19 protein-coding genes are annotated in these 22,021 nt (G+C 66.5%); 10 read left to right on the forward strand and 9 right to left on the reverse strand.

Features of this window, described 5'->3' with window-relative positions; translation table 11 throughout:
- Positions 1-38 precede the first annotated feature (38 nt).
- From ACFVIV_RS07365 to ACFVIV_RS07380, 4 genes are all read left to right on the forward strand, one after another.
- Positions 39-1,385 (forward strand): MFS transporter, encoded by a 1,347-nt coding sequence (locus ACFVIV_RS07365; protein WP_379193930.1) that lies wholly within the window; start codon positions 39-41, stop codon positions 1,383-1,385.
- A 343-nt stretch (positions 1,386-1,728) separates the two neighbouring features.
- Positions 1,729-2,685 (forward strand): DMT family transporter, encoded by a 957-nt coding sequence (locus ACFVIV_RS07370; RefSeq protein WP_379193931.1) that lies wholly within the window; start codon positions 1,729-1,731, stop codon positions 2,683-2,685.
- Between the two features lie 123 nt (positions 2,686-2,808).
- A complete protein-coding gene (locus ACFVIV_RS07375; protein WP_379193932.1) occupies positions 2,809-3,843 on the forward strand; it encodes a MauE/DoxX family redox-associated membrane protein in 1,035 nt (344 codons plus the stop codon).
- A gap of 157 nt (positions 3,844-4,000) precedes the next feature.
- Positions 4,001-4,336 carry a calmodulin gene (locus tag ACFVIV_RS07380; RefSeq protein ID WP_379193933.1) on the forward strand — a complete coding sequence of 112 codons (336 nt, stop codon included), beginning with the start codon at positions 4,001-4,003 and terminating at the stop codon, positions 4,334-4,336.
- A 60-nt stretch (positions 4,337-4,396) separates the two neighbouring features.
- Here ACFVIV_RS07380 and ACFVIV_RS07385 read toward each other — a convergent pair whose 3' ends face one another.
- Together ACFVIV_RS07385 and ACFVIV_RS07390 are read right to left on the reverse strand one after the other, a co-directional pair.
- Positions 4,397-5,938: a Rieske 2Fe-2S domain-containing protein gene (locus ACFVIV_RS07385; RefSeq protein WP_379193934.1), complete on the reverse strand. Its 1,542-nt coding sequence runs from the start codon at positions 5,936-5,938 to the stop codon at positions 4,397-4,399.
- A gap of 45 nt (positions 5,939-5,983) precedes the next feature.
- Positions 5,984-6,811: a hypothetical protein gene (locus tag ACFVIV_RS07390; RefSeq protein ID WP_379193935.1), complete on the reverse strand. Its 828-nt coding sequence runs from the start codon at positions 6,809-6,811 to the stop codon at positions 5,984-5,986.
- An 86-nt stretch (positions 6,812-6,897) separates the two neighbouring features.
- Between ACFVIV_RS07390 and ACFVIV_RS07395 the strand changes: the two genes are divergently transcribed.
- Complete coding sequence (locus ACFVIV_RS07395) at positions 6,898-7,650, forward strand: lysophospholipid acyltransferase family protein (RefSeq protein ID WP_379193936.1); 753 nt, start codon at positions 6,898-6,900, stop codon at positions 7,648-7,650.
- Here ACFVIV_RS07395 and ACFVIV_RS07400 read toward each other — a convergent pair whose 3' ends face one another.
- Genes ACFVIV_RS07400 through ACFVIV_RS07425 form a run of 6 tightly spaced genes read right to left on the reverse strand, consistent with a single transcriptional unit; the run spans position 7,651 to position 15,587 of the window.
- The gene (locus tag ACFVIV_RS07400) at positions 7,651-8,346 is read right to left on the reverse strand and encodes a hypothetical protein (RefSeq protein WP_379193937.1); all 696 of its coding nucleotides are present in this window, start codon (positions 8,344-8,346) and stop codon (positions 7,651-7,653) included.
- Positions 8,343-10,022, reverse strand: a complete 1,680-nt coding sequence (locus tag ACFVIV_RS07405) for an ABC transporter family substrate-binding protein (protein WP_379193938.1) — start codon at positions 10,020-10,022, stop codon at positions 8,343-8,345. The genes ACFVIV_RS07400 and ACFVIV_RS07405 overlap by 4 nt, the downstream gene beginning before the upstream one ends.
- A 32-nt stretch (positions 10,023-10,054) precedes the next feature.
- Positions 10,055-11,734, reverse strand: a complete 1,680-nt coding sequence (locus ACFVIV_RS07410) for an ABC transporter family substrate-binding protein (protein ID WP_379193939.1) — start codon at positions 11,732-11,734, stop codon at positions 10,055-10,057.
- 9 nt (positions 11,735-11,743) lie between these two features.
- Positions 11,744-13,639 carry an ABC transporter ATP-binding protein gene (locus ACFVIV_RS07415; RefSeq protein ID WP_379193940.1) on the reverse strand — a complete coding sequence of 632 codons (1,896 nt, stop codon included), beginning with the start codon at positions 13,637-13,639 and terminating at the stop codon, positions 11,744-11,746.
- Positions 13,636-14,613, reverse strand: coding sequence for an ABC transporter permease (locus ACFVIV_RS07420; RefSeq protein WP_379193941.1), 978 nt, complete (start codon positions 14,611-14,613; stop codon positions 13,636-13,638). Before ACFVIV_RS07420 ends, ACFVIV_RS07415 begins: the two co-directional genes overlap by 4 nt.
- Positions 14,610-15,587: an ABC transporter permease gene (locus ACFVIV_RS07425; RefSeq protein WP_379193942.1), complete on the reverse strand. Its 978-nt coding sequence runs from the start codon at positions 15,585-15,587 to the stop codon at positions 14,610-14,612. The genes ACFVIV_RS07420 and ACFVIV_RS07425 overlap by 4 nt, the downstream gene beginning before the upstream one ends.
- Before the next feature lie 257 nt (positions 15,588-15,844).
- Here ACFVIV_RS07425 and ACFVIV_RS07430 point away from each other — a divergent pair, with 257 nt between their 5' ends.
- Positions 15,845-16,654 (forward strand): HAD family hydrolase, encoded by an 810-nt coding sequence (locus ACFVIV_RS07430; RefSeq protein WP_379194205.1) that lies wholly within the window; start codon positions 15,845-15,847, stop codon positions 16,652-16,654.
- Here the strand turns inward: ACFVIV_RS07430 and ACFVIV_RS07435 are convergent.
- Complete coding sequence (locus ACFVIV_RS07435) at positions 16,651-18,873, reverse strand: N-acetylmuramoyl-L-alanine amidase (RefSeq protein ID WP_379193943.1); 2,223 nt, start codon at positions 18,871-18,873, stop codon at positions 16,651-16,653. The two genes, ACFVIV_RS07430 and ACFVIV_RS07435, sit on opposite strands and share 4 nt — an antisense overlap.
- A gap of 166 nt (positions 18,874-19,039) precedes the next feature.
- On the opposite strand from ACFVIV_RS07435, the gene ACFVIV_RS07440 reads away from it, so the two are divergent.
- The 4 genes from ACFVIV_RS07440 to ACFVIV_RS07455 all read left to right on the forward strand — a co-directional run bounded on the left by ACFVIV_RS07440 (position 19,040) and on the right by ACFVIV_RS07455 (position 21,817).
- Entirely contained in the window at positions 19,040-20,332 is a 1,293-nt protein-coding gene (locus ACFVIV_RS07440; protein ID WP_379193944.1) for a SpoIID/LytB domain-containing protein, read from the forward strand.
- 121 nt (positions 20,333-20,453) lie between these two features.
- Positions 20,454-20,648: a hypothetical protein gene (locus ACFVIV_RS07445; RefSeq protein WP_379193945.1), complete on the forward strand. Its 195-nt coding sequence runs from the start codon at positions 20,454-20,456 to the stop codon at positions 20,646-20,648.
- A gap of 5 nt (positions 20,649-20,653) precedes the next feature.
- Positions 20,654-21,235: an ImmA/IrrE family metallo-endopeptidase gene (locus ACFVIV_RS07450; protein WP_379193946.1), complete on the forward strand. Its 582-nt coding sequence runs from the start codon at positions 20,654-20,656 to the stop codon at positions 21,233-21,235.
- A 201-nt stretch (positions 21,236-21,436) separates the two neighbouring features.
- Positions 21,437-21,817: a helix-turn-helix domain-containing protein gene (locus ACFVIV_RS07455; protein WP_379193947.1), complete on the forward strand. Its 381-nt coding sequence runs from the start codon at positions 21,437-21,439 to the stop codon at positions 21,815-21,817.
- Positions 21,818-22,021 lie beyond the last annotated feature (204 nt).

Below are 22,021 nucleotides of genomic sequence, written 5' to 3' on the forward strand. Positions count from 1 at the left end.
CCCTCCGCGGTAGCAACCGCGACCAGCGCCCGGCCTCGGTGCGCGGTCTCACCGTTCGCGCGGTCCTGTTCTCCCTCACGGCAGACCTGATCCCGTACTACGCCCTCTACGCCCTGCTCTTCGCCGACCACGGCCTGAACACGGCGCAGATCTCCACGCTGCTGGCCATCTGGTCGGCCACGTCCTTCCTGCTGGAGGTCCCGTCCGGCGCCTGGGCGGACACGGTCTCGCGGCGCGCCCTGCTGATCCTGTCCGGATTCCTGCTGGTCGCCGGTTTCGCGTCCTGGACGCTGTGGCCGACCTATGCCGGTTTCGCCTTGGGCTTCGTCCTGTGGGGTACCTCCGGCGCGCTGCGGTCCGGCACCTTCGAGGCGCTGATCTACGACGATCTCGCGGCGTACCCGTCGACGGACGGGCGGGGGCGCGGGGCTACTTCCGAATACCCCCGCATCATGGGTTATGTCCGCGGCGCCGCCGAATCCGCCGCGCTGATCGGCATTCTGGCGGCCGCGCCGCTGTACGCCTGGGGCGGCTATGCCCTGGTGGGCTGGTCCAGTGTGGCGATCGCCGCGGTGCACACGCTCGCGGCCTGCGCACTGCCGGGTGCGCCCAAGGCCGTATCGGCAGGTGCGGTCGAGGATCTGGAGGATCCGGAGACGGCCGAGACGCCCGAAACCGCCGCGACCACAGCGGTTTCGCCTCGAGCCGGCTCGGCGGCTGTCGCTCGCTACCTGCATATGCTCCGCTCGGGCCTCCGGGAGGCGCTGCGGGTCAAGGTGATTCGCCGGGGCGTGCTGCTCGCCGCCCTGCTGGACGGCGTCACGGCCTATGACGAGTACTTCGCCCTGCTGGCGGGCCATGCCGGCGTATCGCCCTGGGTGGCGGCGATTCTGGTCGGTGTCACGGTCGCGGGCGCCCTGATCGGCGCGGTCACCGCCGGCCGCACCGCAGCCATCGCGCCCCGCACCATGTCCATCGCCCTGGCGGTCGGCGGCCTGCTGTTCATCGGCGGCGCACTGCTGGCCGGACTCGCCCTCGCCTACCCGAACGCCGTCTATGTCTTGACCGCTCTCGGCTTCACGGCGATCGGCGCGGCCTACGGCATCAACTACAACGCGAATGTCCTTGCCGACGCCCGTCTCCAGGACGCCATCGAGGGCCCCGCGCGAGCCACCGTCACCTCGGTCTCCGGCCTGGTCACCGAGGTTTTCGCGGTGGTCGTGTTCGCCTTCGTCGGATTGGCCTCGCTGTGGCTGCCGATTCCGGCCGTGGTCGCGCTGCTCGGTGTCCCGCTCCTCGCGACAGCGGCCTTGGTACCGGCGTGGCTACCACCTCGTACCGCCGAGTCGGTCCCCGAAGTGTCGTATCGCACGACCAGCGACTGAACACCCGATCGGGAGGTCCGCGCCCGCGCCACCTGATCCGGGTCGTCGCGCAGCAGTCATTCCGGCAGGGGTTCGGCCGGAATCCACCAGTTTCGTTGCGGTGCCGCAGGTGTGGATATCGGCCGGAAGCACGCCGGTAGACGGTGGCAGTTCAGCGCCGCCGTCGCCGTCGCCGTCACGTCGGTGAATCGCGCGCTGGCCGATCGGGTGGCGTGTCGGCCGACGCATAAGTGAAACATCGCCGACCGGGAACTGGTGACGGGGGCTTCTCGCGATTTGCCGCCACCAGTTCCCGGTCGGCGTCGTTTCAGAACGGGGGGCGGGGGAAGATCGGGGGGTGGCGATGCGGCGGCGGGTTGGGTTGGTGTTCGGGGGGTGTATCGGGGCGGCTGTGGCGGGGCAGGCTCGGATCAATGGGGCCTTGGGGGAGCGGTTGCAGGATGGGGTGGCGGCGGCCGTGATCAGCTTCGGGGCGGGGTTGGTGGTGTTGCTGATCGCGTTCGGGGCCAGTGGCCGACTACGGGTGGGGCTGGGGCGGGTCCGGGTGGCGCTGCGGGCGGGTGGGTTGCGGTGGTGGCAGTTGCTCGGGGGGCTGTGTGGGGCGTTTTTCGTTGCGTGCCAGGGGCTTACGGTGGGGGCGATCGGGGTCACGGCGTTCACTGTGGCGGTGGTGGCCGGGCAGTTGGTGAGCAGTCTGGTGGTGGATCGGTTCGGGCTGGGGCCGGGCGGGCGGACTCCGGTGACCGGATTGCGGGCCGGGGGCGCGGGGCTGGCGCTGGTGGCGGTGGCGCTCGCGGCGGTCGGACGGGCCGATAGCGGAGGCGGGCTGGCGGTGCCGGAGGCTTTGCGCGGCGGACCGCAGGCATTGCTGATCGGGTTGCCGCTGCTGGCGGGTTTGGGGGTGGCGTGGCAGCAGGCGGTGAACGGGCGGGTCGGGGCGGTCGGCGGGCCGCTGTCGGCGACGCTGGCGAATTTCACGACGGGTCTGGCCGGATTGCTGATCGTGGAAACCGCGGTGGTCACCAGGACCGGGTGGCCCACCGCCTTTCCCCGCGAACCGTGGCTCTATCTCGGTGGCGTCGTGGGCGTCGCGTTCATCGCGCTGGCGGTGGTGACGGTGCGCTGGATCGGCGTGTTGCTGCTCGGGCTGACCACGGTGGCCGGGCAGCTGCTGATGTCGCTGGTACTCGATGTGCTCACGCCCAGCGGGCCGGGGTTGTCGGCGACGGCGGTGGTGGGTTGCGCGCTGACCTTCGCCGCCGTGGCGCTCGCCGCGCGCGCACCCGCCCGAGCCGCGTAGGCCGCCGCTCCGCGGACGTGGTGCCCGGATCGCTCGGCACTGTGGCCCGAGATCCGATCGGCGATCGAATCGCGTTCTCCCGATTATCGTTTCGAGTTCGCCCGGGTATGTCATGGTGCGGGCATGACCATCGAATACGGCGTGTGGGGTCTGCGGCTGGCGCTGGGTGTGGTGTTCGGATTGTCGGCGGCGGGGAAATTCACGGATCGGGCGGGGACGCGGAAGGCGGTGGGGGAGTTCGGCATCCACCTGCGCTGGGTGCCCGCGGTGGCCTGGGCGCTGCCGGGCGTCGAGGCGCTGATCGCGGTGGCGGTGCTGCCGTCGTGGACTGCGGCGGTGGCGGCGCTGGTGGCGGTCGGGCTGCTCGGTGTGTTCACCGGGGCGGTCTTGCGCCTGCTCCGGCAGGGGCGGCATCCGGCGTGTTCGTGTTTCGGGGCGGGCAGCGCCGCACCGATCGGGGTGCGGACGGTGGTGCGCAATGCCGTTTTGATGCTGCTCGCGCTGGCGGTGGCGGTGGGTGCGATCGGATATTCGGAGGTGCCGGGGGCGCTGCCGCTGGATCATGTGGTGGGCATGGCGGTGGCGGCGGGTTTCGTCGCGATATTCGTGTGGCTGGAGGGTGAGATACGGGTGCTGCGGCGGCGATTGGACGAGCAGGCGCTCTCCACGCTCGGTGCGGAGGGCCTGCCGCCCGGTGCGGTCGCGCCGGAGTTCGAGTTGCTGAAGACGGCGGGGGACGGGCGGGCGAATCTGGACTCGCTGCTCGCGCCGGGGCGGTCGCTGCTGCTGGTGTTCGTGCATCCCGGCTGTGAGATGTGCGCGGCGCTGGCGCGGGAACTGCCGCGCTGGCAGGTGCGGGCGGCGCGGTCGCTGACCATTGCGGTGGTGGGCAACGGTGATGTGGCCGAGCATGCGGCGTGGGGGCGCGAGCAGGGGCTGGGGGAGATCCCGGTGCTGGTGCAGCAGGGTAACGAGGCGGCGCTGCGGTATCGGGTGCGGGGGACGCCGTCGGGCGTGCTGATCGATGCGGACGGCCGGGTCGCCGCGCCGGTGGCGCGCGGTGCGATGGCCATTCGAGACTTGATTATTCAAGCGAAACGGACTGGGTTGCAGTCGATTACGCACGGAAACGGGCAGTCGGTTCCCGATCGCGGTTAGTCGATCTCCGCGCCGCCGTTTGCCCGGAATCAAACGGGTCGGTCCCGCAAAATGCATTGCTACACAATCGATTTCAGCATTCGGCGTGCTTCGTGAGGCTTACCATCGAATGGCAGGACCCTCCCCATTCACCCAACGCATCGAGCGAGGGATCATCATGGCGGACTTCGCATTCACCGATTATTCCGGCAAAGAATTCGTCATTCGGCTGACCAATGAACAGCGGATTCAGGAGGCTCGCCGGATTCTCTCCGGCGAGGAACAAATGTCGGTCCACGTCATGGGCCGGATCAGGAAGCAGACGGCCGAATACAACCCGGGCTGGAGCTTCCATCTGGATCCGGACACGATCACGTTCTTCACCATGGCCATCGAGGTCTGCGATGCCAGCATCACCTATGTCGAAGACCATCTCGATGAGGCGTGCGGCGCCTTCCTGCCCGGCTGCTTCTGGTGTCCGTGGTCCTCGCGCCTGACCCGTGAACTGACCTGACGCCCGCAGAGCGGCGAAACTCTCCGGCCGACGTGGCGAACGCCGGCCGGAGCCGTGTGATCAGAGCTTGCGCGAGCGCAGTTCGTGGCCCTTGGAGGTCTTGCAGCGGCCCGATTCCAGATCCCACTGCCAGCCGTGCAGATTGCAGGTGAGGGTATTGCCCTCCACCACACCGAATTTCGACAGATCCGCCTTCAGGTGCGGGCAGCGGCGCTGCACTTCCCAGCCGGCCAGTTCGGTGGAGGCGGAATCGTCGTGCGCCTCGGCGAACCAGCCGTCGGCATAGGCGATGCGCTCATCGGTGAGGCATTTGAAGAAGGTGTAGAGGAATTCGTTGTAGCCGCCGATCCGCCAGGTGGTGAAGCGGGTCGACAGGAAGATGGTGTTCACCCAGTCGGGCTCGTTGTCGCGCAGCACCGTGCGCACCAATTGCGGATCGATGCGGAATCCGTAGCGCTGCTTGCCTTCCCCCTCGATGGGCTCGCGCACGACGCGCTTGGGGAAGTCGAGGACCACGGTCTCCTCGCCCATGACCAGGGCGACCGGATAGCCGATGCCGTCGCAGATGAGGTCGCTCTGCGCCATGATCGGCTCGAAGAGCTCCTTGAGCTGCGGCAGCAGCGGGGTGCCGTCATCGACTGCCCAGGAAGCCTTTTCGGCCGCCAGCACGGGGGCCATGCGCTGGGCCATGTCCTCGATGTAGGCGGCCTTGTCGTCGTACACGGTGGCCGGATCGACCAGGTGGGTGAGTCCGAGCAGTTCCTTGCCGCGCAGCTCCGCGGTGGAGCCCGGGATCATCAGGAGCCCGCCCTCGTTGCCGTGGATCTTCATCTGCTCGAGGAAGACGATCTGGTCGGGGAAGATATTGCCCTCGTCGCCGCGATCGTCGTTGAGGTAGCGCAGTTCGTCGTCGAGGAAGACCGGCGGCCCGGCGGACGGGACGATCCAGGTGGCGCCGACCTGTTCGATGTAGGAGCGGGCGCGGTCCATCCCGCGCTGGCGCTTCTGCTTGCCGAAGTTGGCCTTGGTCTTGGTGGGGATGTCGTAGACCATCGGGTACCAGATGGCCCCGGAGTACTGCAGCAGGTGGATGTCGACGTGCCCGAAGGCGTCGTGCAGCACGTCCATATCGACCGGACGCGCGTCGTTCATGTTGAAACAGACCGTCTCGCCGTCGGAGACGACCAGGCCGGAGTCGCCGATGGGACCGTCGGCGGGCGCGCGCAGCGCGATGATCATGATGTCGAGATCGCCGCCCGGGCCGGTGACGGTGTGCTTGACCGAGTCCTCGGTCTCCACGAACTTGTGGAAACCGAGCTTCTCGAGTTCCCGCTTGAGATCCGGCACCGGGTAGTCGGGCAGCAGGACGACGGCGTCCTTGTTGACCTTGTCGGCCAGGTGCTTGGCGTCCCAGTGATCGCGGTGCAGATGCGAGACGTAGAGGAAGTCGCAGTTGCCGAGCTCGTCCCAATCCAGCTGGGTATTGTCCGGGAACGGGAACCACGATCCGAAGTAGGCCGGATTGACCCATGGATCGCACAGGATCGTCCCCGCTGCGGTACGGATGTGGAATCCGGCGTGTCCGACGCTGGTGATCTGCACGAGCTATCTTCCTCCCTGACCGTTACCAGCCACCCAGGGTACTTGCTACCCCGAGACGTCGCCGATGCAGTAACCCTCGTCGCCCGCCTTCAGGGTGAAGACCTGTTTCTTCTGGACGCCGGCGGCGGTGGTGACCGGGACCGATACGGTGATGTACGCGCCGCGCGGCCACTCGGATTTGATGGATCGGTCCACGAAACCCTGGATGCCCGCGAGCGCGCCCGGATTTCCGGCCAGCGGCGGCTTGCCGGATTTACCCGTTTGGTTGGGGTCCCAATCGCCCGCACCGGCGGCGCAGACCAGCGGATGGGTCTGTTCGTCGTCGTCGGGGTGCACCGGTTCGCCGATCAGCCGCGAGAGATAGCGCCGCACGGTGTGCCGGGCGTCGGCATCGTTGAATCCGATCTCCGCATCGCCCGTAAAGACATATGGACAGGCGTACCCGCCGGTCACGGCCGCATCCGGCACCACGACGGTGACGCCGCCGTCCTGCCACACCGTGGTCGATCCGGTGTGCGCGCCCGGCCGCTCCAGCGCGGCGAGCACGGGCTCCGGATCGGCGTACATGGTCCGCACGTTCAGCGGAGCCATGGTCCAGCAGGTGGTCTCCAGCCTGTCGAGGTCGCCGCCGCGCAGATCGTTCGCGAAACCGCGCACGGCCGCCGTGGCCAGCGCCGATTTGTCCGGCCCGGGGGCGGTGGCGACCGCCATGACGGTGCGGGAATCCCCCGACGAGACGATTTCGTCGCCCGGAATCCCGACCACGGAATCGCATCCGGCGCTCAGCAACGCCGCGCCGAGCACCGCGAGTCCCCGTCTGCCGAGCAGTCCCCCGCGGTCGCGTGAACGCAGTGCTGTCCGGGCGGTTTCCACGCGTGCGAACCTCTTTCGTTTCTGTCGGTCGGTTGGTGGCATTCGTCACATGTTCTGGGCTGAGCAGCGACTACGCTAGCGGACTTGTGGAACCCGTCTACTTCCCGATCATCGGGCTGGCCCGCACCGTGTTCGCGCTGCAGGGCCTGAAGTTCACCGTCAAAGGCGACGAAAACATCCCGGCCACGGGTGGAGCGGTCATCGCCATCAATCACACCGGCTATATGGACTTCACGTACGCGGGTCTGCCCGCGCGCACGCCGAAGCGCTACATCCGGTTCATGGCGAAGAAGGAAGTCTTCGACGACCCGATCGCCGGTCCGATCATGCGGGCGCTCAAGCATATTCCGGTCGACCGCACCGCGGGCGCCGACTCCTACCACGAGGCCGTGAACCGCCTGCGCTCCGGCGAATTGGTGGGCGTCTACCCCGAGGCCACCATCAGCCGCAGTTTCGAATTGAAGGAATTCAAGTCGGGCGCGGCGCGCATGGCCATCGAAGCGAATGTCCCGATCATCCCGATCGTCATCTGGGGCGCCCAACGCGTCTGGACCAAGGGCCACCCCAAACGCCTGGGCCGCACCAACACCCCCATCTCCATGGAGGTCGGCGCCCCCATCCAGCCCTTCGAACCCGCCTCGGCCCTGACCGAGAAGCTGCATTCCACAATGGAATCCATGCTGCTGGACCTCCAGAAGGACTACATCCACGAGCCCGGCGCCTACTGGGTCCCCGCCCGGCTCGGCGGCAGCGCACCGACCCTGGAAGAGGCGAACGCCCTCGACGCCGCCGAGGTCGCCGAGCGCGCCGCCCGCCGCGAATCCCGCCCGCAGGAGTGATCAGCTGGGGTCGGAGCCCCGAATGGCGGCCAGCCAGGTGGCGGTGACACCGGCGACGAGGCCAGCGGCCAGGAAAGCGGCAACCCCGCCACCCGCAACATAGACCCACAGCAGTCCGAAGAACGGTGCGACAACGGCGGATTGGGCGTCGAGCAGGAGACGACGTCCGATCCGTCCGGCTCGCACTGCCGCGACCGGCCCATCCGGATCGGCCTGCGCCGGATTGTCGATCAGCCGTCCGACCGGTTCGGTACGACGCAATCGTCCCGAGGGATACACCCGCATCCCATCGACGTGTATGGCCCGATCGGACACATCGATCCGCGCCGGCGTCAGCGTGACGAACGCCGGATCGAAATACACCGGCAGCCACACGGTCCGGAACCTGGCATCCAACTCCAGCCAGGTCCGGCTGGTGAGCCGATGTTGCTGCCGGACCCGTCGCACGATCACGCCGTGCCGGTCTTCCGGTGCCTTCCCGGGGGCTGCCTGTGCCACGAACGCCGCCGCTCCCGCTGCGGTCCGGGTGGCGACGAACAGTCGAAAGGCGCTGTATCCCACCACTACCAGGGCCACGGCCCCGAGCAGTCCGGCCTGCTCCACATCGACGAACGGCGCCCAGGCGGCACACACCACCAGGACGCCGATTGTCATGAGCACCGGATAGGCCAGGGGATGGCCTGTCCGGAAACTCACTTCAGGAAACCGATTTTGGTGTAGTCGTAGGTGGCCAGGCCGGGTGCGCCGTAGTTGGCGAGATTGTCCCGCACCGCGACATTGCCGGGCGTCTGCCACAGCGGTAGCGAGTGGCCCTCGTCCCAGACCTTCTTGTCGACCTGGTTGGCCAGCTGAACGGCTTTCTCCGGGTCGAGTTCCGACAGAGTCTGCTCGATCAGATCGTTGAGTTCGGGGGAGCCGATGCGGCCGTAGTTACCCTGCAGGTTGTCGGGGTAGTAGCCGTATATCTGCGGCAGGCTGCTGAACGGGAACGGGTCGCCGACCCAACTCCACTGTCCCACATCGAAATTGCCCGGCTGTATCACATCGGTGAAGTAGCCCTGACCCGGTTTGGTCTCGATGGTGAGTTTCACGCCGATGCGTGCCAGGTTCTGCTGAATGATCTGTGCGACCTGCACCCAGGTTTCGGCGTTGTACACGATGTCGCGGATCTCGAGGACGCGGCCATCCTTCTCGCGGAATTCGCCGTTGAGCTTCCAGCCGAGTTCATCGAGTTCCCGGGCGGCGGCGTCCGGGTCGAAGGGAAGGGCATTGTCCTGGTAGCCCTTCTGCCCGGCCAGATAGACGTGGTTGTTGAGCGGTTTGGGGTTCTCCACGAGCCCATTGAGCAGGGCCGTCGTGATGCCCTGCCGGTCGATGGCCTTGGAGATCGCCACCCGCAGTTTCGCATCCTCCAGGATCGAGCCGGATGCGCCATTGAAGGTCAGGTGCGTCCAGAGGTTGCCGGGCGCCCGGCGGATCACCACGCCGGGGGTCCCCTGCGCGGTCCTGAGGTCGTCGCGGTCGGCGATGCCAACCGCGTCGATCTCGTTGTTCTGCAACGCCGGAATCATCGCCGCGTTGTCGAGGATGGTGAAGGTGATGGTGTCGAGCTTGGGCTTGTCACCCCACCAGAGGGGGCTGTGGTCCAGGACGATGCGTTTGACGGCGCGATCGACGGACTGGACCTTGAACGGCCCGGCGGTCAGGTTGATGCCGTCGACGAGACTCTTGTTGAACGCCTCCGGCGTTTCGGTCACGGCCTTGGGGTAGAGGAAGCTGTTGCCCGCGAACTGGCCCCTCCACTCACCGTAATGCTTGTTGAAGGTGATGATGGCCTGCCGGTCGTCGACGCCGCGTTCGACCTTCTCCACTCGGTCGAACCCGTTGGGGCCGGCGATCAGGAACTCTTTGTTCTTCCCGCTCAGCGCCTCGGCCTGGGAACGCAGATCCTCCCAGGTGATGGGGCTACCGTCGGACCAAATGGCCTTGGGATTGATGGTGTAGGTGACCTGCTGGGGCTCGGTGCTGGTCAGCTCGATACTCGTGAAGTAGTCGGTATTGACCGTGAGTTCGCCCGCCGCATCGGTTTTGAAGGCGCGCGGCATCATCGGCCGCAGGACGGCCGCGATTTCGGCATCGTTGCCGTCGTTGGACAGCCCGTTCCAGTTCTCCGGGATGGCGCCGAGCGCAAGGCGCAGATTGCCCCCGTCCCGCAGATCGCTCACCGGGTGCGGATTGATGTCATTGGTGGTGCCGAGTTCGCCGACGGCGCCTTCCGGGGCGCTGTCATTGCCACCCGCACAGCCGGTGGCCGCCACGGCGACGGCTACCAGGGGTATCGCGAGTCGCAAGCCTATCGAGCGCAACCGCATCGATCGATCCTTCCGGTGGGTGTACTGCTGGATTACTTCAGGAAACCGATTTTTGTGTAGTCGTAGGAGGCCAGGCCCGTGGCCCCGTAATTGGCGAGATCGGCACGCACCGCCACATTTCCGGCCGACTGCGTGAGCGGCAGCGAGAAGCCGATCTCCCACAGCTTGCGGTCGATCTGATTCGCCAGCTCGATGGCCCGCTGCGGATCGAGTTCGGCCAGCGCCCGGTCGATGAGATCGTTGATCTCCGGCGAACCGATGCGGCCGTAATTGCCCTGCAAATCATTCGGGTCGTACCGGTAGACCTGCGGCAGGTTCTTCAACGCGAAGACATCGCTGGACCACACCCAGTGCGCCATATCGAAATTGCCGGGCCGGATCACATCGGTGAAAAGGCCCTGGCCGGGTTTGGTCTCGATGACGAGCTGCACGCCGATACGCGCCAGATTCTGCTGGATGATCTGCGCCATCTGCACCCAGCTGTCGGAGTTGTACATGACATCGCGGATCACCAGTTTGCGGCCGTCCTTCTCCCGGACATCGCCGTTGAGCTTCCAGCCGAGATCGTCCAATTCCCTTGCCGCGGCGTCGGGATCGAACGGGATGCTGTTGTCCTGATAGCCCACTTGGCCCTGGACGTACACATGACTGTTCAGTGGAACCGGATTCTCCACCAGACCGTTCTGTACGGCGGTCACAATGCCCTGCCGGTCGATCGCCTTGGAGATCGCCACGCGGACTCGGGCATCCTCCAGGATCGAGCCGGGCGCACCATTGAAGGTCACATGCGTCCAGCTGGCGCCGGGAGCGCGCCGGATCGCCACGCCGGGGCTGTTCTGCGCGATCTTCATATCGTCGCGGGTCGCGATGCCGATCGCGTCGATCTCGTTGTTCTGCAGCGCGGGCATCACCGCGTCATCGGCGAGCACACTGAATGTGATGGAGTCGAGCTTGGGCTTGTCACCCCACCACATCGGATTGCGGCCCAGCACGATTCGCTGCAGCGCCCGGTCCACCGATTGCACGGTGAACGGTCCCGCCGTCAGCTTCACCTCGTTGCGCAGGCTCTCGTTGAACGCCTCCGGTGTTTCGGTGACCGACTTCGGGAAGAGGAACCCTTCGCCGGCGAACTGGCCCTTCCAGTCGGCGTAGTGCTGTTTGAACGTGATGACGGCCTGCCGGTCGTCGACGCCGCGCTCCACCTTCTCCACCCGGTCGAAGCCGAAGCTCATGCGGATCAGGTAGGCCGGATCGGACCCGTCCAGCGCATGTGCCTGGGAGCGCATATCCTCCCAGGTGATCGGGCTGCCGTCGGACCAGACCGCTTTGGGATTGATGGTGTAGGTGACCTGCTGCGGATCGGTAGCGGTGAGCTCCACATTCGTGAAGTAATTGGTGTCGACCGAAAGGTTGCCCGCGGCATCGGTTCTGAAGGCGCGCGGCATCTGCGGCCGCATCAGGCCGCCCACCTCGCCGTCCGCATCGTTGTGCAGCACATTCCAGGTCTCGGGCATGGAGCTCAGCGCGAGCCGCAGATTGCCGCCGTCCCGCAATTCGCTCACATCGCGCGGATTGATGTCGTTGGTGGTGCCGAGCTGGGCGGCCCCACCCTGTGCGGCGTCGTTGCCGTCACCTGTGGCACATCCGGCGAGCATCACCGTGGCCGCGATCAACGGCACGGCCAATCGTGTTCCCAGCGACCTGATTCTCACGGCTTTCTCCTATCGTGCGACCACCGGGACCGGCACCGCGTCGATGAGGGCGCGGGTGTAGGCGTGGCGGGGAGCGGTGAAAATCTGTTCGGCCGGACCGTATTCGACAATCTCGCCGCGATACATGACCGCGACCTCATGGGCGAGATTACGCACCACCGACAGGTCGTGGGATACGAACAGAAACGACAGTCCGCGCTCGATCTGCAGGTCCCGCAGCAGGTTCAGCACACCCGCCTGAATCGAGACATCCAATGAGGAGACGGGCTCGTCCAGCACCAGGATCTCCGGATCGAGGGCGAGCGCGCGGGCGATATTGATGCGCTGCTTCTGTCCGCCCGAGAAGTCGGCCGGATAACGGTCGGCGTGTTCCGGTCGGAGACCTACCTGCCGCAATAGTTGCGGTACCCGCCGCCGGATTTCCTCACGGGGGCGGCCGTCGATGCGCAGCGGTTGCGCCAGCGCGTCGAAAATGGGCAGGCGGGGATCCAATGAGGCCGAGGGATCCTGGAAGACGATCTGCATGCGCCGCCGGATGGAGCGACGCTGCTCCGTGGTCATCGACTCCACACTGTGGCCGAGGATTTCGATGCTGCCACTCTCCGGGCGCACCAGATCCATGATCTGGGTAAGGGTGGTGGACTTGCCCGATCCGGATTCCCCGACCAGCGCCAGCGTGCGGCCCGCGCGCACTTCGAAACTGATGTCGTCCACGGCCTTCACCTCGCCGGTACGACGGCGGAACACGACACCCTTGGTAATGGGGAAGGTCTTCTTCAGATTCGAAACCTTCAGCACCACATGGGAATCGGTCTCGGACCGGTGGTCCGGTTCGGGAATCTCCCGGCGGTAGGCGGTGAACAGCTCCGCCGAACCGACCTCTTCGGTGCGGATACAGGCGGCACGATGACCCGGCCCGGTGCCTTGCAGCGGCGGCTCGGCGACCCGGCAGTCGTCGACGGCGACCGGGCAGCGGGGCGCGAAGGTGCACCCGGGCGGCAGTGCGTGCATGGCCGGCGGTGCGCCGACGATGGGGATCAACGGTGTGCGCGGCGGCCCGTCCATCCGGGGGATGGAACCCAGCAGGCCGACCGTGTACGGCATCCGCGGGGCGTTGAACAGCTCTGCCGCGGGGGCGGTTTCGACGATTCGGCCGGCGTACATGACCGCCACTCGATCCGCGAGGGTGGCGGCGATGCCCATATCGTGGGTGATCATCACAACGCCCGCACCGGTGATGTCGCGTGCCTTGCGCAGCAGATCGAGGATCTGCTTCTGCACGGTCACATCGAGGGCGGTGGTGGGCTCGTCACAAATGATGAGTTCCGGATCGTTGGCGATGGCCATGGCGATGACCACGCGCTGGCGCATACCGCCGGAGAATTCGTGCGGGAAGGCCTTGGCCCGTTGGGCGGGATCGGGAATGCCCACCAAGCCGAGCAGTTCCACGGCCTTCTCGGCGGCCTCGGCCTTGCCGAATTTGCGGTGTGCCAGGAGCGCTTCCGCGATCTGCTCGCCGACCCGGTACACGGGGGTCAGCGCCGACAACGGGTCCTGGAACACCATCGAGACGCGACTGCCACGCAGGGTGGACATCTGTTTGTCGCCCAGGCCGAGCAGTTCCCGGCCGCGCAATCGGATGGATCCCCGCACGCGCGCCTGTTCCGGCAGCAGCCCCATGACCGCCAGCGACGACACTGATTTGCCGGAGCCGGATTCGCCGACGATGGCCAGCACTTCACCGTCCTGCACGGTGTAGCTCACCCCGCGCACCGCGTCGATGCGGCCCTCCTCGCCGGGGAAGGAGACGTGCAGATCGGAGACCTCCAGCAGCGGGGCGGTCAAAGCACGCCGGGCGGAATCGTCCCCATCGCCCTTGCCCAGTACGACCTTCTGGTCCGTCATGACCCTGCCTTCTCCGGTGCCGCGGTCTGCATGGTCGCCACGGTCGCCGGTCGTACGGCCTTCGACTTCTTGCGCGACCGAGCGCGTTTCGCACTCGGATCGAAGGCATCACGCAACCCGTCGCCGACCAGATTCGCGCACAGCACCGTGGCGACCAGCAGGCCGCCGGCGAACATGAACAGCCACGGATAGGTCAGTGCCGACTTGGTGCCCGAGGCGATGAGCGAACCGAGCGAGACATCCGGCGGCTGCACGCCGAATCCCAGGAAGCTGAGTCCCGTTTCGGCCATGATCGCCGAGCCCACCGACAGCGTGGTGTCGATGATCAGGATCGACGCGATATTGGGCACGATGTGGGTGGTGATCACCGTCCAGGTCGATGCACCCATATACCGTGCGGCGCGCACGAATTCGCGCTCCCGCAGACTCATTGCCAGGCCGCGCACGATGCGCGCGCTGATCATCCAGCTGAACACACTCAGCAGGCCGATGAGCAGCAGAATGGAGCCATTGCCCTTGGTGCGCGGCGCGAAGATCGCCACGATGATGAAGCTCGGCACCACCAGCAGCAGGTCGACGAACCACATGACGGCCCGGTCGGTCCAGCCGCCCAGCAGCCCCGCCAGCGAACCGGCCAATGCGGCGATGGTGGTGGAGATGAGCGCCACGCACAGACCGATGATCAGCGATTTCTGCAGGCCGCGCAGTGTCTGCGCCAGTACGTCCTGACCAATCTGGTTGGTGCCGAAGGGATGATCCGCGCTCGGCGGCTGCAACAGCGCCGTGTAATCGAGTTCCTGATAGTCGTAGGGCAGCAATGGCGGCAGCGCGAAGGCCAGTACGAACATCAGCACCAGCACCGTCGCGCCGAATACCGAGGCCTTGTTGCGAAGGAACCGGCGCAGCACCAGCTTCCGGCGACCAGCGGCGGCGGGCTCCGGCGCGCCCTGGACGATGATTTCGGCTTCGGTCATCCCACACGCACCCGGGGGTCGAGGATCGCGTACACGACATCGGACAGCAGGCCCGATACGAGTACCACCAATCCGGCGAAGGCCGTGATCGTCACGACCGGATACAGATCCTGGGCATTGATGGAGTCCACCAGCCATTCGCCGACTCCGTGCCAGCCGAAGATCTTCTCGGTGAAGGTCGCGCCGGTGATCAGACCGCCCAGGCTGTAGGCGAACAGGGTTGCCATGGGAATCAGAGCGGTCCGCAAGCCGTGTTTGTAAAGGGCTCTGCTGCGGGTCAGTCCCTTGGCGCGGGCGGTGCGGATGAAATCGGACTGGAGCACATCCAGCATGGCGTTGCGCTGATAGCGGCTGTATCCGGCCATCGCGCCCAGTGCCAGACCCAGGGTCGGGATAACCATGTGCTGGAAGCGGTCCACGATCTGGTTCCACAGGCCGTGCACGGCGTTCGCCGACGTCTCACCGGTATAGAGGAAGATCTGCTTCCCGGTGGCCATATTGATCTCCAGCGCACCGAATTTCAGCAGGGTAGCGAGTAGGAATACCGGTGTCGAGAGCACCAGCAGCGAGATCACCGTCGTGAAGTAGTCGCTGAACTTGTACTGGCGTATCGCGCCCGCCGCACCGATCAGCACGCCGAGCACGGTGCCCACCAGCGAGCCGACCAGCAACAGTCTCAGGCTCACTCCGATACGGCGCGGCAGTTCCTCCGACACCGGCTGCCCGGCAAGCGTCTTGCCGAAATCACCGTGCAAGACGCCGCCGACCCACTGCACGTACCGCGGAACGATTGGTTCGTCCAGTTTCAGCTCGGCGCGCTTGGCATCGATCACCGATTGCGGCGGACGAGGATTGCGCTGTTCCAGGCTCTCCAACGGGTGAAAGGACCACGACGCGGCAGCGAAGGTCAGGAACGAGGCCAGCACCAACAGCACGACGTAGTTGAGCGCCCGTCGCAGTAGAAATCCGGCCATCAGTCCCTCTCGGGTCGAGTCTTAGGCACAGATAATAGGGACAGCTGCGGGCAACCGTGCGGTTCGGCGGACAGTGGCGGCAAGATCGGCCCGGCACGGCTTCTACCAGCCGCGTCCGTGTCGCCGAATGTTTCCGTCCGGCAGCGTTGCGATCACGCTGCAGACAATCCTTGGCAATTCACCCCTCGTTACCATTCGATGTCCGTATTTCAGGCAGGATGGACTAGGTGACTCTCTTTCACCTGCCTAAACCCAAGATGGTCGCCACGGATGTCGACGGCACGCTCATCGACCACAGTGAGCAGGTGAGCCCGCGCACGAAAGCCGCGATCGACGCCCTCATCGCGGACGGCGTGCCGTTCGTGCTCGCCACCGGCCGTCCGCCCCGCTGGATCGATCCGGTCGTCGACGGGCTCGGCTATGCACCGCTGTGTGTGTGCGGGAACGGCGCGGTCATCTACGACAGTGCCGGCGATCGCATCCTGTCGACCTCGACGCTGGATACCGACACCCTGGCCTGGGTCGCGGATCTGGCCGAAAGCCTGCTGCCGGGCTGTGGTCTGGCCGCCGAACGCGTCGGCGTCAGCGCCCATGACGCGGCGACGCCGCAGTTCGTGAGCTCGCCGGAGTACGAGCACGCCTGGCTCAATCCGGACGATACCGAGGTGTCGCGCGCCGAGGTGATCTCCGCACCCGCCATCAAGATGCTGATCCGCCTACCTGGCGCGTCCAGCGGCGATATGCGGGCGATCCTCGAGCCCCGCCTCGCCGGGCGGGCCGATCTCACCTATTCGACCGACAACGGGCTCATCGAGCTGTCCGCGCCGGGCGTCACCAAGGCGACCGGGCTGGCCATTGTCGCCCAGCGCCTGGGGGTGCAGCATGCGACGCTGATCACCTTCGGCGATATGCCCAATGACGTTCCGATGCTGCGCATGGCCGGCCATGGCGTGGCCATGGCCAATGCGCATCCGGAGGCCATTGCCGCGGCCGACGAGGTGACCGCCGCCAACGACGAGGACGGCGTCGCGCGCGTCCTCGAACGCTGGTGGAGCCCGGAAGCCTAAGGCGCCACGGGCGTTTCGGGCAGCGGGGCTTGATCGGGCAGGGGTGCGGGGTCCGGCAGCGTCGCCGGGATCTGATCACCCTGGGCCGGCGGCGTGCCGAGTACCTCCGGCAGCACCGAGGCGGCCGGATCCTGTACCGCGCCGAAGTTCTTCAGCACGGTGGTGACGATGCCGGTGAGCCGGTTGAAGATGAGTGAGCCGTTCTGGAAATCGGCGCGCACACCGTCGTCGACCGGGTACTCGTTGCTCAGCGGCAGGCCGAGAATGCCGGTGCCGGCGCCCAATTGCAGGAAGCGCTCCAGGATCTTGCCGACCACCGCGAAGACGCGGCCGTCCGGGGTGGCGTAGACGTAGCCGTTGACGAACTTGGCGTACTGGCCGCCGTCCGCGGTGGGCTGCGGTTCCGAAGCCGGTTGCCCCAGTGCGCTGTTCGGGCCGCCCTGTTCGTTCCAGTACCGCGCCACCGGGCTGCGGTCGAGCAGGCCCAGCAGTTTGGTGGTCAATTCGGCCAGGGTGGCCAGATCGGCATCGGTATTCGGGGTGGTCGGACGCTGCGGATACCCGTTGCCGGGGTATTGGTTCCCGGCATTCTGTTCGGGGCGCAGTCGCGAATTGTCCGGCGATGTGGTGGTCACCGGTCCCGGGCCCGCGAAGGATTTCGCGATATCGCGGATGCGGTCCATGACCTCGTAGGCGGCGTCACCGGGGCAGGTGGTGTTGCCGACATCGCGGTGCGCGAACACATTCGGCAGTTTCACCGCTTGACCCAAGGCGTACCGGGTGAATTCGCTGCCCTCCGAATACATGGTGGAGGACCCTTCCGGATCGAATCCGGCGACCTTGGCGCGCCAGCCGATGAATTCCCCCATCGATTCGACGGCGGCGTCGCTGGGCTCCTCGGATTCGTGATTGCCCATGAAGGCGACACCGGCGGTATTGATATTGAATCCGCCCGCGTGCGCGCCCTCGACCGGGCGATCGAGTCCGCCGAAGCGGCCCTCGAAGATCTGCCCGTACTTGTCGACCAGCGCGTTGTAGCCGATATCGCACCAGCCCAGCGTCTTGGCGTGATAGGCGAAAATGGCGCGCACGATGCCCGCGGATTCGGCGCGGCTGTAATCGTTGCGGCCCGCGGTGTGGTGCACCGTGATCGCCGAGAGCCCGTCGTCATAGGTGGGTTCGTCGCAGCGGATGGATTCGTCGGCGCCCCACTGCGAGCGGGTGATCACCTTCGGCCCGCCGCCCGGCAGCGCGGCCGCCACCTGGTGCAGGTTCTCGTCGGCGGCGCCGCGGCCCGGGTCGATGAGGATGGCGGCGAGCTTCTCCAGGTTGACCTGCGCGGGATCGCCCGCGGTGTCATTGCGCGGAATGGGGGCGGTCGCGGGGACCTCGCCGGGCGCCGAACCGGTCGTCGGCGCGGCGGCCGGGGCCGCGCCGGTGTCCTTGCGGGTCACCAGGATCTGCACGGCCTTGGTATTGCCGACGTAGATCGGTTCGGTGCCGGTGCGCGTCGCGCCGGGTCGTCCGGGCGAGTCGACGGGTTCGGCGGAGAACCACGGTCCCCAGCTGCCGTCGGGCCGCTTCGCCCGGATGAGCGCCGTCGTCCCCGCCATATCCTGCGCGGTGAGCGCGACCATGCTGAAGGGGGTGTCGCGAGTGAGTTCCTTGACCTGCGGGCCGACCTTGCTCGCGAGTTCGTGCGGTACCGCGCCGGGCGCCAGAGCCGGGGTACGCGGATCGCCGGTGATTTCCGGGGCGGCGGGTTGTGGTGCGCCCGCCGGGGTTTCGTCGATCGGTTCGGGATCGGCAATGAATCCCGGAGCGTTCTGGGAGGGTCCGTAAGGGCTGGTTGCGCCGGGCTGACCCGGCTGGCTTAGTCGCGGTAGCGGAATCTCGTCCGGTAGCTCCATGCCCAGCGGCGCCTCCAGGGCGTCCGGCACCCGGATCGATGCGGGCAAAGGTAGTTTCCGCAGGTCGGACAGCCGCAGATCGGGCAGGTCCAAGCCGGTCAGCTCGCGGAGCGGCAAGACGATGTCCGGTGCCGAGGCCAATCCCACCTCGGCCAGAGTCGCAGGTATTGCTGCCAGATTGCTCTCATCCATGGCCCGAATATCCGGGGAGTCGCTCAGCCCCAGCACCGCAAACGGTGTGGTGAGGGCCAGGATGGTGACAACCGGGAGCGCATAGGACTGTTTCGCTCTGCGGTACGGCACGTGCATCTCCCATTCCAGGTAAAACCGTTGAACCTCGCCCGAATGCCAAAGTTGCTTCCTGGCGAATCAACGATCACACTAGTCCCAACTGTCACAAGCCCTGAATGTTTGGTTGAGGATTAGCTTCGGGTAACTCGAATGTAGCTTCGCCTCACGAAAGAATGGGTATGACATGCCGAAGGGTCACCTACACAGGCGCCGCAGAAGGCGCCGCCTGCTCACCCTGTCCCTAGCCGCTCTCACCCTCGCCACCAGCACCGGAGCTCTCCTCTACGCCTGGCCCGGCGGCATAAAATTCTCGGCCGCCACCGGCCCCGGCCCCGGCCACGGCCGCGGCCTCAGCCAAAACGGCGCCTACTCCCGAGCCCAGGACGGCTCCACCGCCGAATCCATCCTGGCCCACTACTACCCCGGCGCCACTCTCACCGAAATCGCGCCCGTCCCCGTCCGAGTCCGCCTCATGGCCCAGGACGACAGCACCCTCGACGTCGAATCCGACGCCGGCCTCCTGGTAGCCGGCCGCCGCGTGATCCCCGGCCAAGCCGCCCACCTGACCCCCACCCCCACCGGCGCCGACGTCGTCATCACCACCGGTTGCGACGGCGAAGTCCTCTGGGAAGGCTCCACCGACGACCCCTGGGTCTACCCCATCTACGAAGGCGCCGCCCGCCCCGCCGAAGAACACCTCCGCCTCTGCGGCGGCAGCGAATACCGCGGCACCCTGGGCGTAGCTCTGGAGGACGGCGCCTATCGAACCATCAACTACGTGGACATCGAGGACTACCTCCAAGGCGTGGTCCCCGCCGAAATGGTCCCCAACTGGGCCGACCAAGGCGGCACCGAAGCCCTACGCGCCCAAGCCATCGCCGCCCGCTCCTACGCCCTGGCCGAATCCCGCTACCCCTACGCGGAAACCTGCGACACCACCGACTGCCAGGCCTATCCGGGCACCGACAAAGAAGACCCCCGCACCACCGAAGCCGTCCAATCCACCCTCGGCCGAATCCTCTCTTTGGACGGCTGCGTCCTCCGCGCCGAATACTTCGCCGGCGACTCGGGTTCCCCGACAATCGACAATCTGGAACTGGGCCCCGCCCTGAGCGAATTCCCCTCCCCGGCTCCGCAATTCGTCGACCCCCAACTTCCGGTCTACTCCGACCCCGCTCTCCCCGCGGAGTCGGACCCCACCGCCCCCACGGATTCCGCCCCTCCCCTCCCCGATCAAATCCCTTGGGAGCCACTGGACCTGGGTGACCAGTCGCCACAGCCGGTCACGGAATCCATTGACCTGATCTCGAACTCGCACGAGTACAACCATCCCTCGACTCCCGAAGCCTCCATCAAGCCCACGGCTCCCAGCGCCACCAACGCGCCCAGTACCGCCGCGACCCCGGCGCCGCCCCTCACTCCTTTCCCTCTCCAAACCCAGCCTTCGGTCACAGTGACGACTTCGAATTCACACTGATTTCCGCGGCTTTCAGCGTCACAGACTTGACCGATTCGTTGACCGATACAGGGGTACGACGGGGCGGTGGGATTACCACTGCCACTCCGTTAGCTCAGGAAACGGCTTGTAGAGTGGCTGTATGCCATTCGATTTCGACCCGCTGACACCCGAGGAGTTCGACGGTGACCTCACCTCGGCGCCCGGCGTCCGTCCGGCAGGTCTCGATGACGCTGGCATGCCGGAGGAGCATACGATCCCCAAGTTCGGCGACCTGTCGGATCTGAACCGGCACGACCTGCGCCTGGTCGACGATTTTCTGGCCGCGCTGGGATAGATAGTGTGCCCCGCCGCAAGGCCGATAGAGGCTACGACGCCCGCACCCATGCCGCAAAACTCGACATCACGATCGACGCACTCGGTTTCGAGGCCTCGATCGTCATCTGGGAACCGGAGTACCGGGCGATCATGATCTCGGCGGAGCTGTCCGCCATCGATCGCCGCGAGGCGCTGGCCCATGCCGTCGCGCACGCGCAGCTGGAGCACACCGAGGTCGTCCGTCAGGCCCGGATGGGCCGGGAATCACGCTTGGCCGCGGAACTGCGCGTCTATGAATTGGCCTGCCGCAATCTGATTCCGGTCGGCGCCCTCGGGGAGGCGCTGTCGCGCTATACCCAGGTCGAGGACGTCGCCGACCGCCTCCAGGTCAATCCCGACACCGTCCGCTACCGGCTGCGGACACTGTCGCGAGCCGAACGCCGCGCACTGCCCGTCGATACCGTGAACCGTCTCGACTGGACGGAGGCCGGGGACTACCCCCTGCCGATCAGCTGTATCTGGACCAATGCGCAACCGCTGCCGGTGCATCGGAAGCTGTCCGAGGCGCTCCGCTCCACGATCACCGAGGCCATCTCGCACCGCTGAGGCAACCTAGCAAGTTGCATGCAATATGTCTATCCGGGTGAGTGGCCCTGGATTGTGAAACATCACTGGGGCAGTGGGCCTGGATGGCTCTGGCTCAAGAGAATTTTCGCTGTTCAGAGAGGTGGCAGGGGTTAGCGCCGCGGCGCGCGGGACGCTTACAATGTCGATGTGCGGGTGCAGGCCGCAGTGTATATTCTTTGCATGAGCAGTCGTCAGAGCGCGCTGGTGCCGAGAGAGGTCAGTGAGGCGATCCGGGATGCCCGGCAGGCCAAGGGCTTGTCTCGTGACGCGGCGGCGCGCGCGGCTGGAATCAGCGTCAGCCTGTGGACCCAGGTCGAACTCGGTGCACAGTACAAGGACGACGGGAAGGTCGCGACCCGAACCACTGCTCGCACACTGCAAGCCATGGCCGAGGCGGTCGGCATGGATCCGCTTCCGCTCCTGCGCAGAGCTGGACTGCACGCGCCGGCACGCGGTGCTGCCCCGCGTCGTCGCACCGAGCCGGTCGTCGACCTGTCGGGCTTATCGGACGATGATCTGAGCAAGGTTGCCGCGTTCGTCGCCGGCCTGCGTGCGCGCTGATCAGCCATTACGTTGACTATTGTATGCAATTTGCAATGCTTGTTGTAGCCTGACGCCGTGGAGAGATCAACCGCCCCGTCGTGGGCGTTGCGAGTTCCGGCAACCCGGGGCCACGGTGCGCGCACATACTGCCGACAACCCTTGCGGCCCACGGCCGATGCGTTTCCCGTCGGCCATACGACACCCCTCGGCTGGCGCGCCTGC

Source organism: Nocardia sp. NPDC127526 (assembly GCF_042672265.1).
Taxonomy (GTDB): domain Bacteria; phylum Actinomycetota; class Actinomycetes; order Mycobacteriales; family Mycobacteriaceae; genus Nocardia.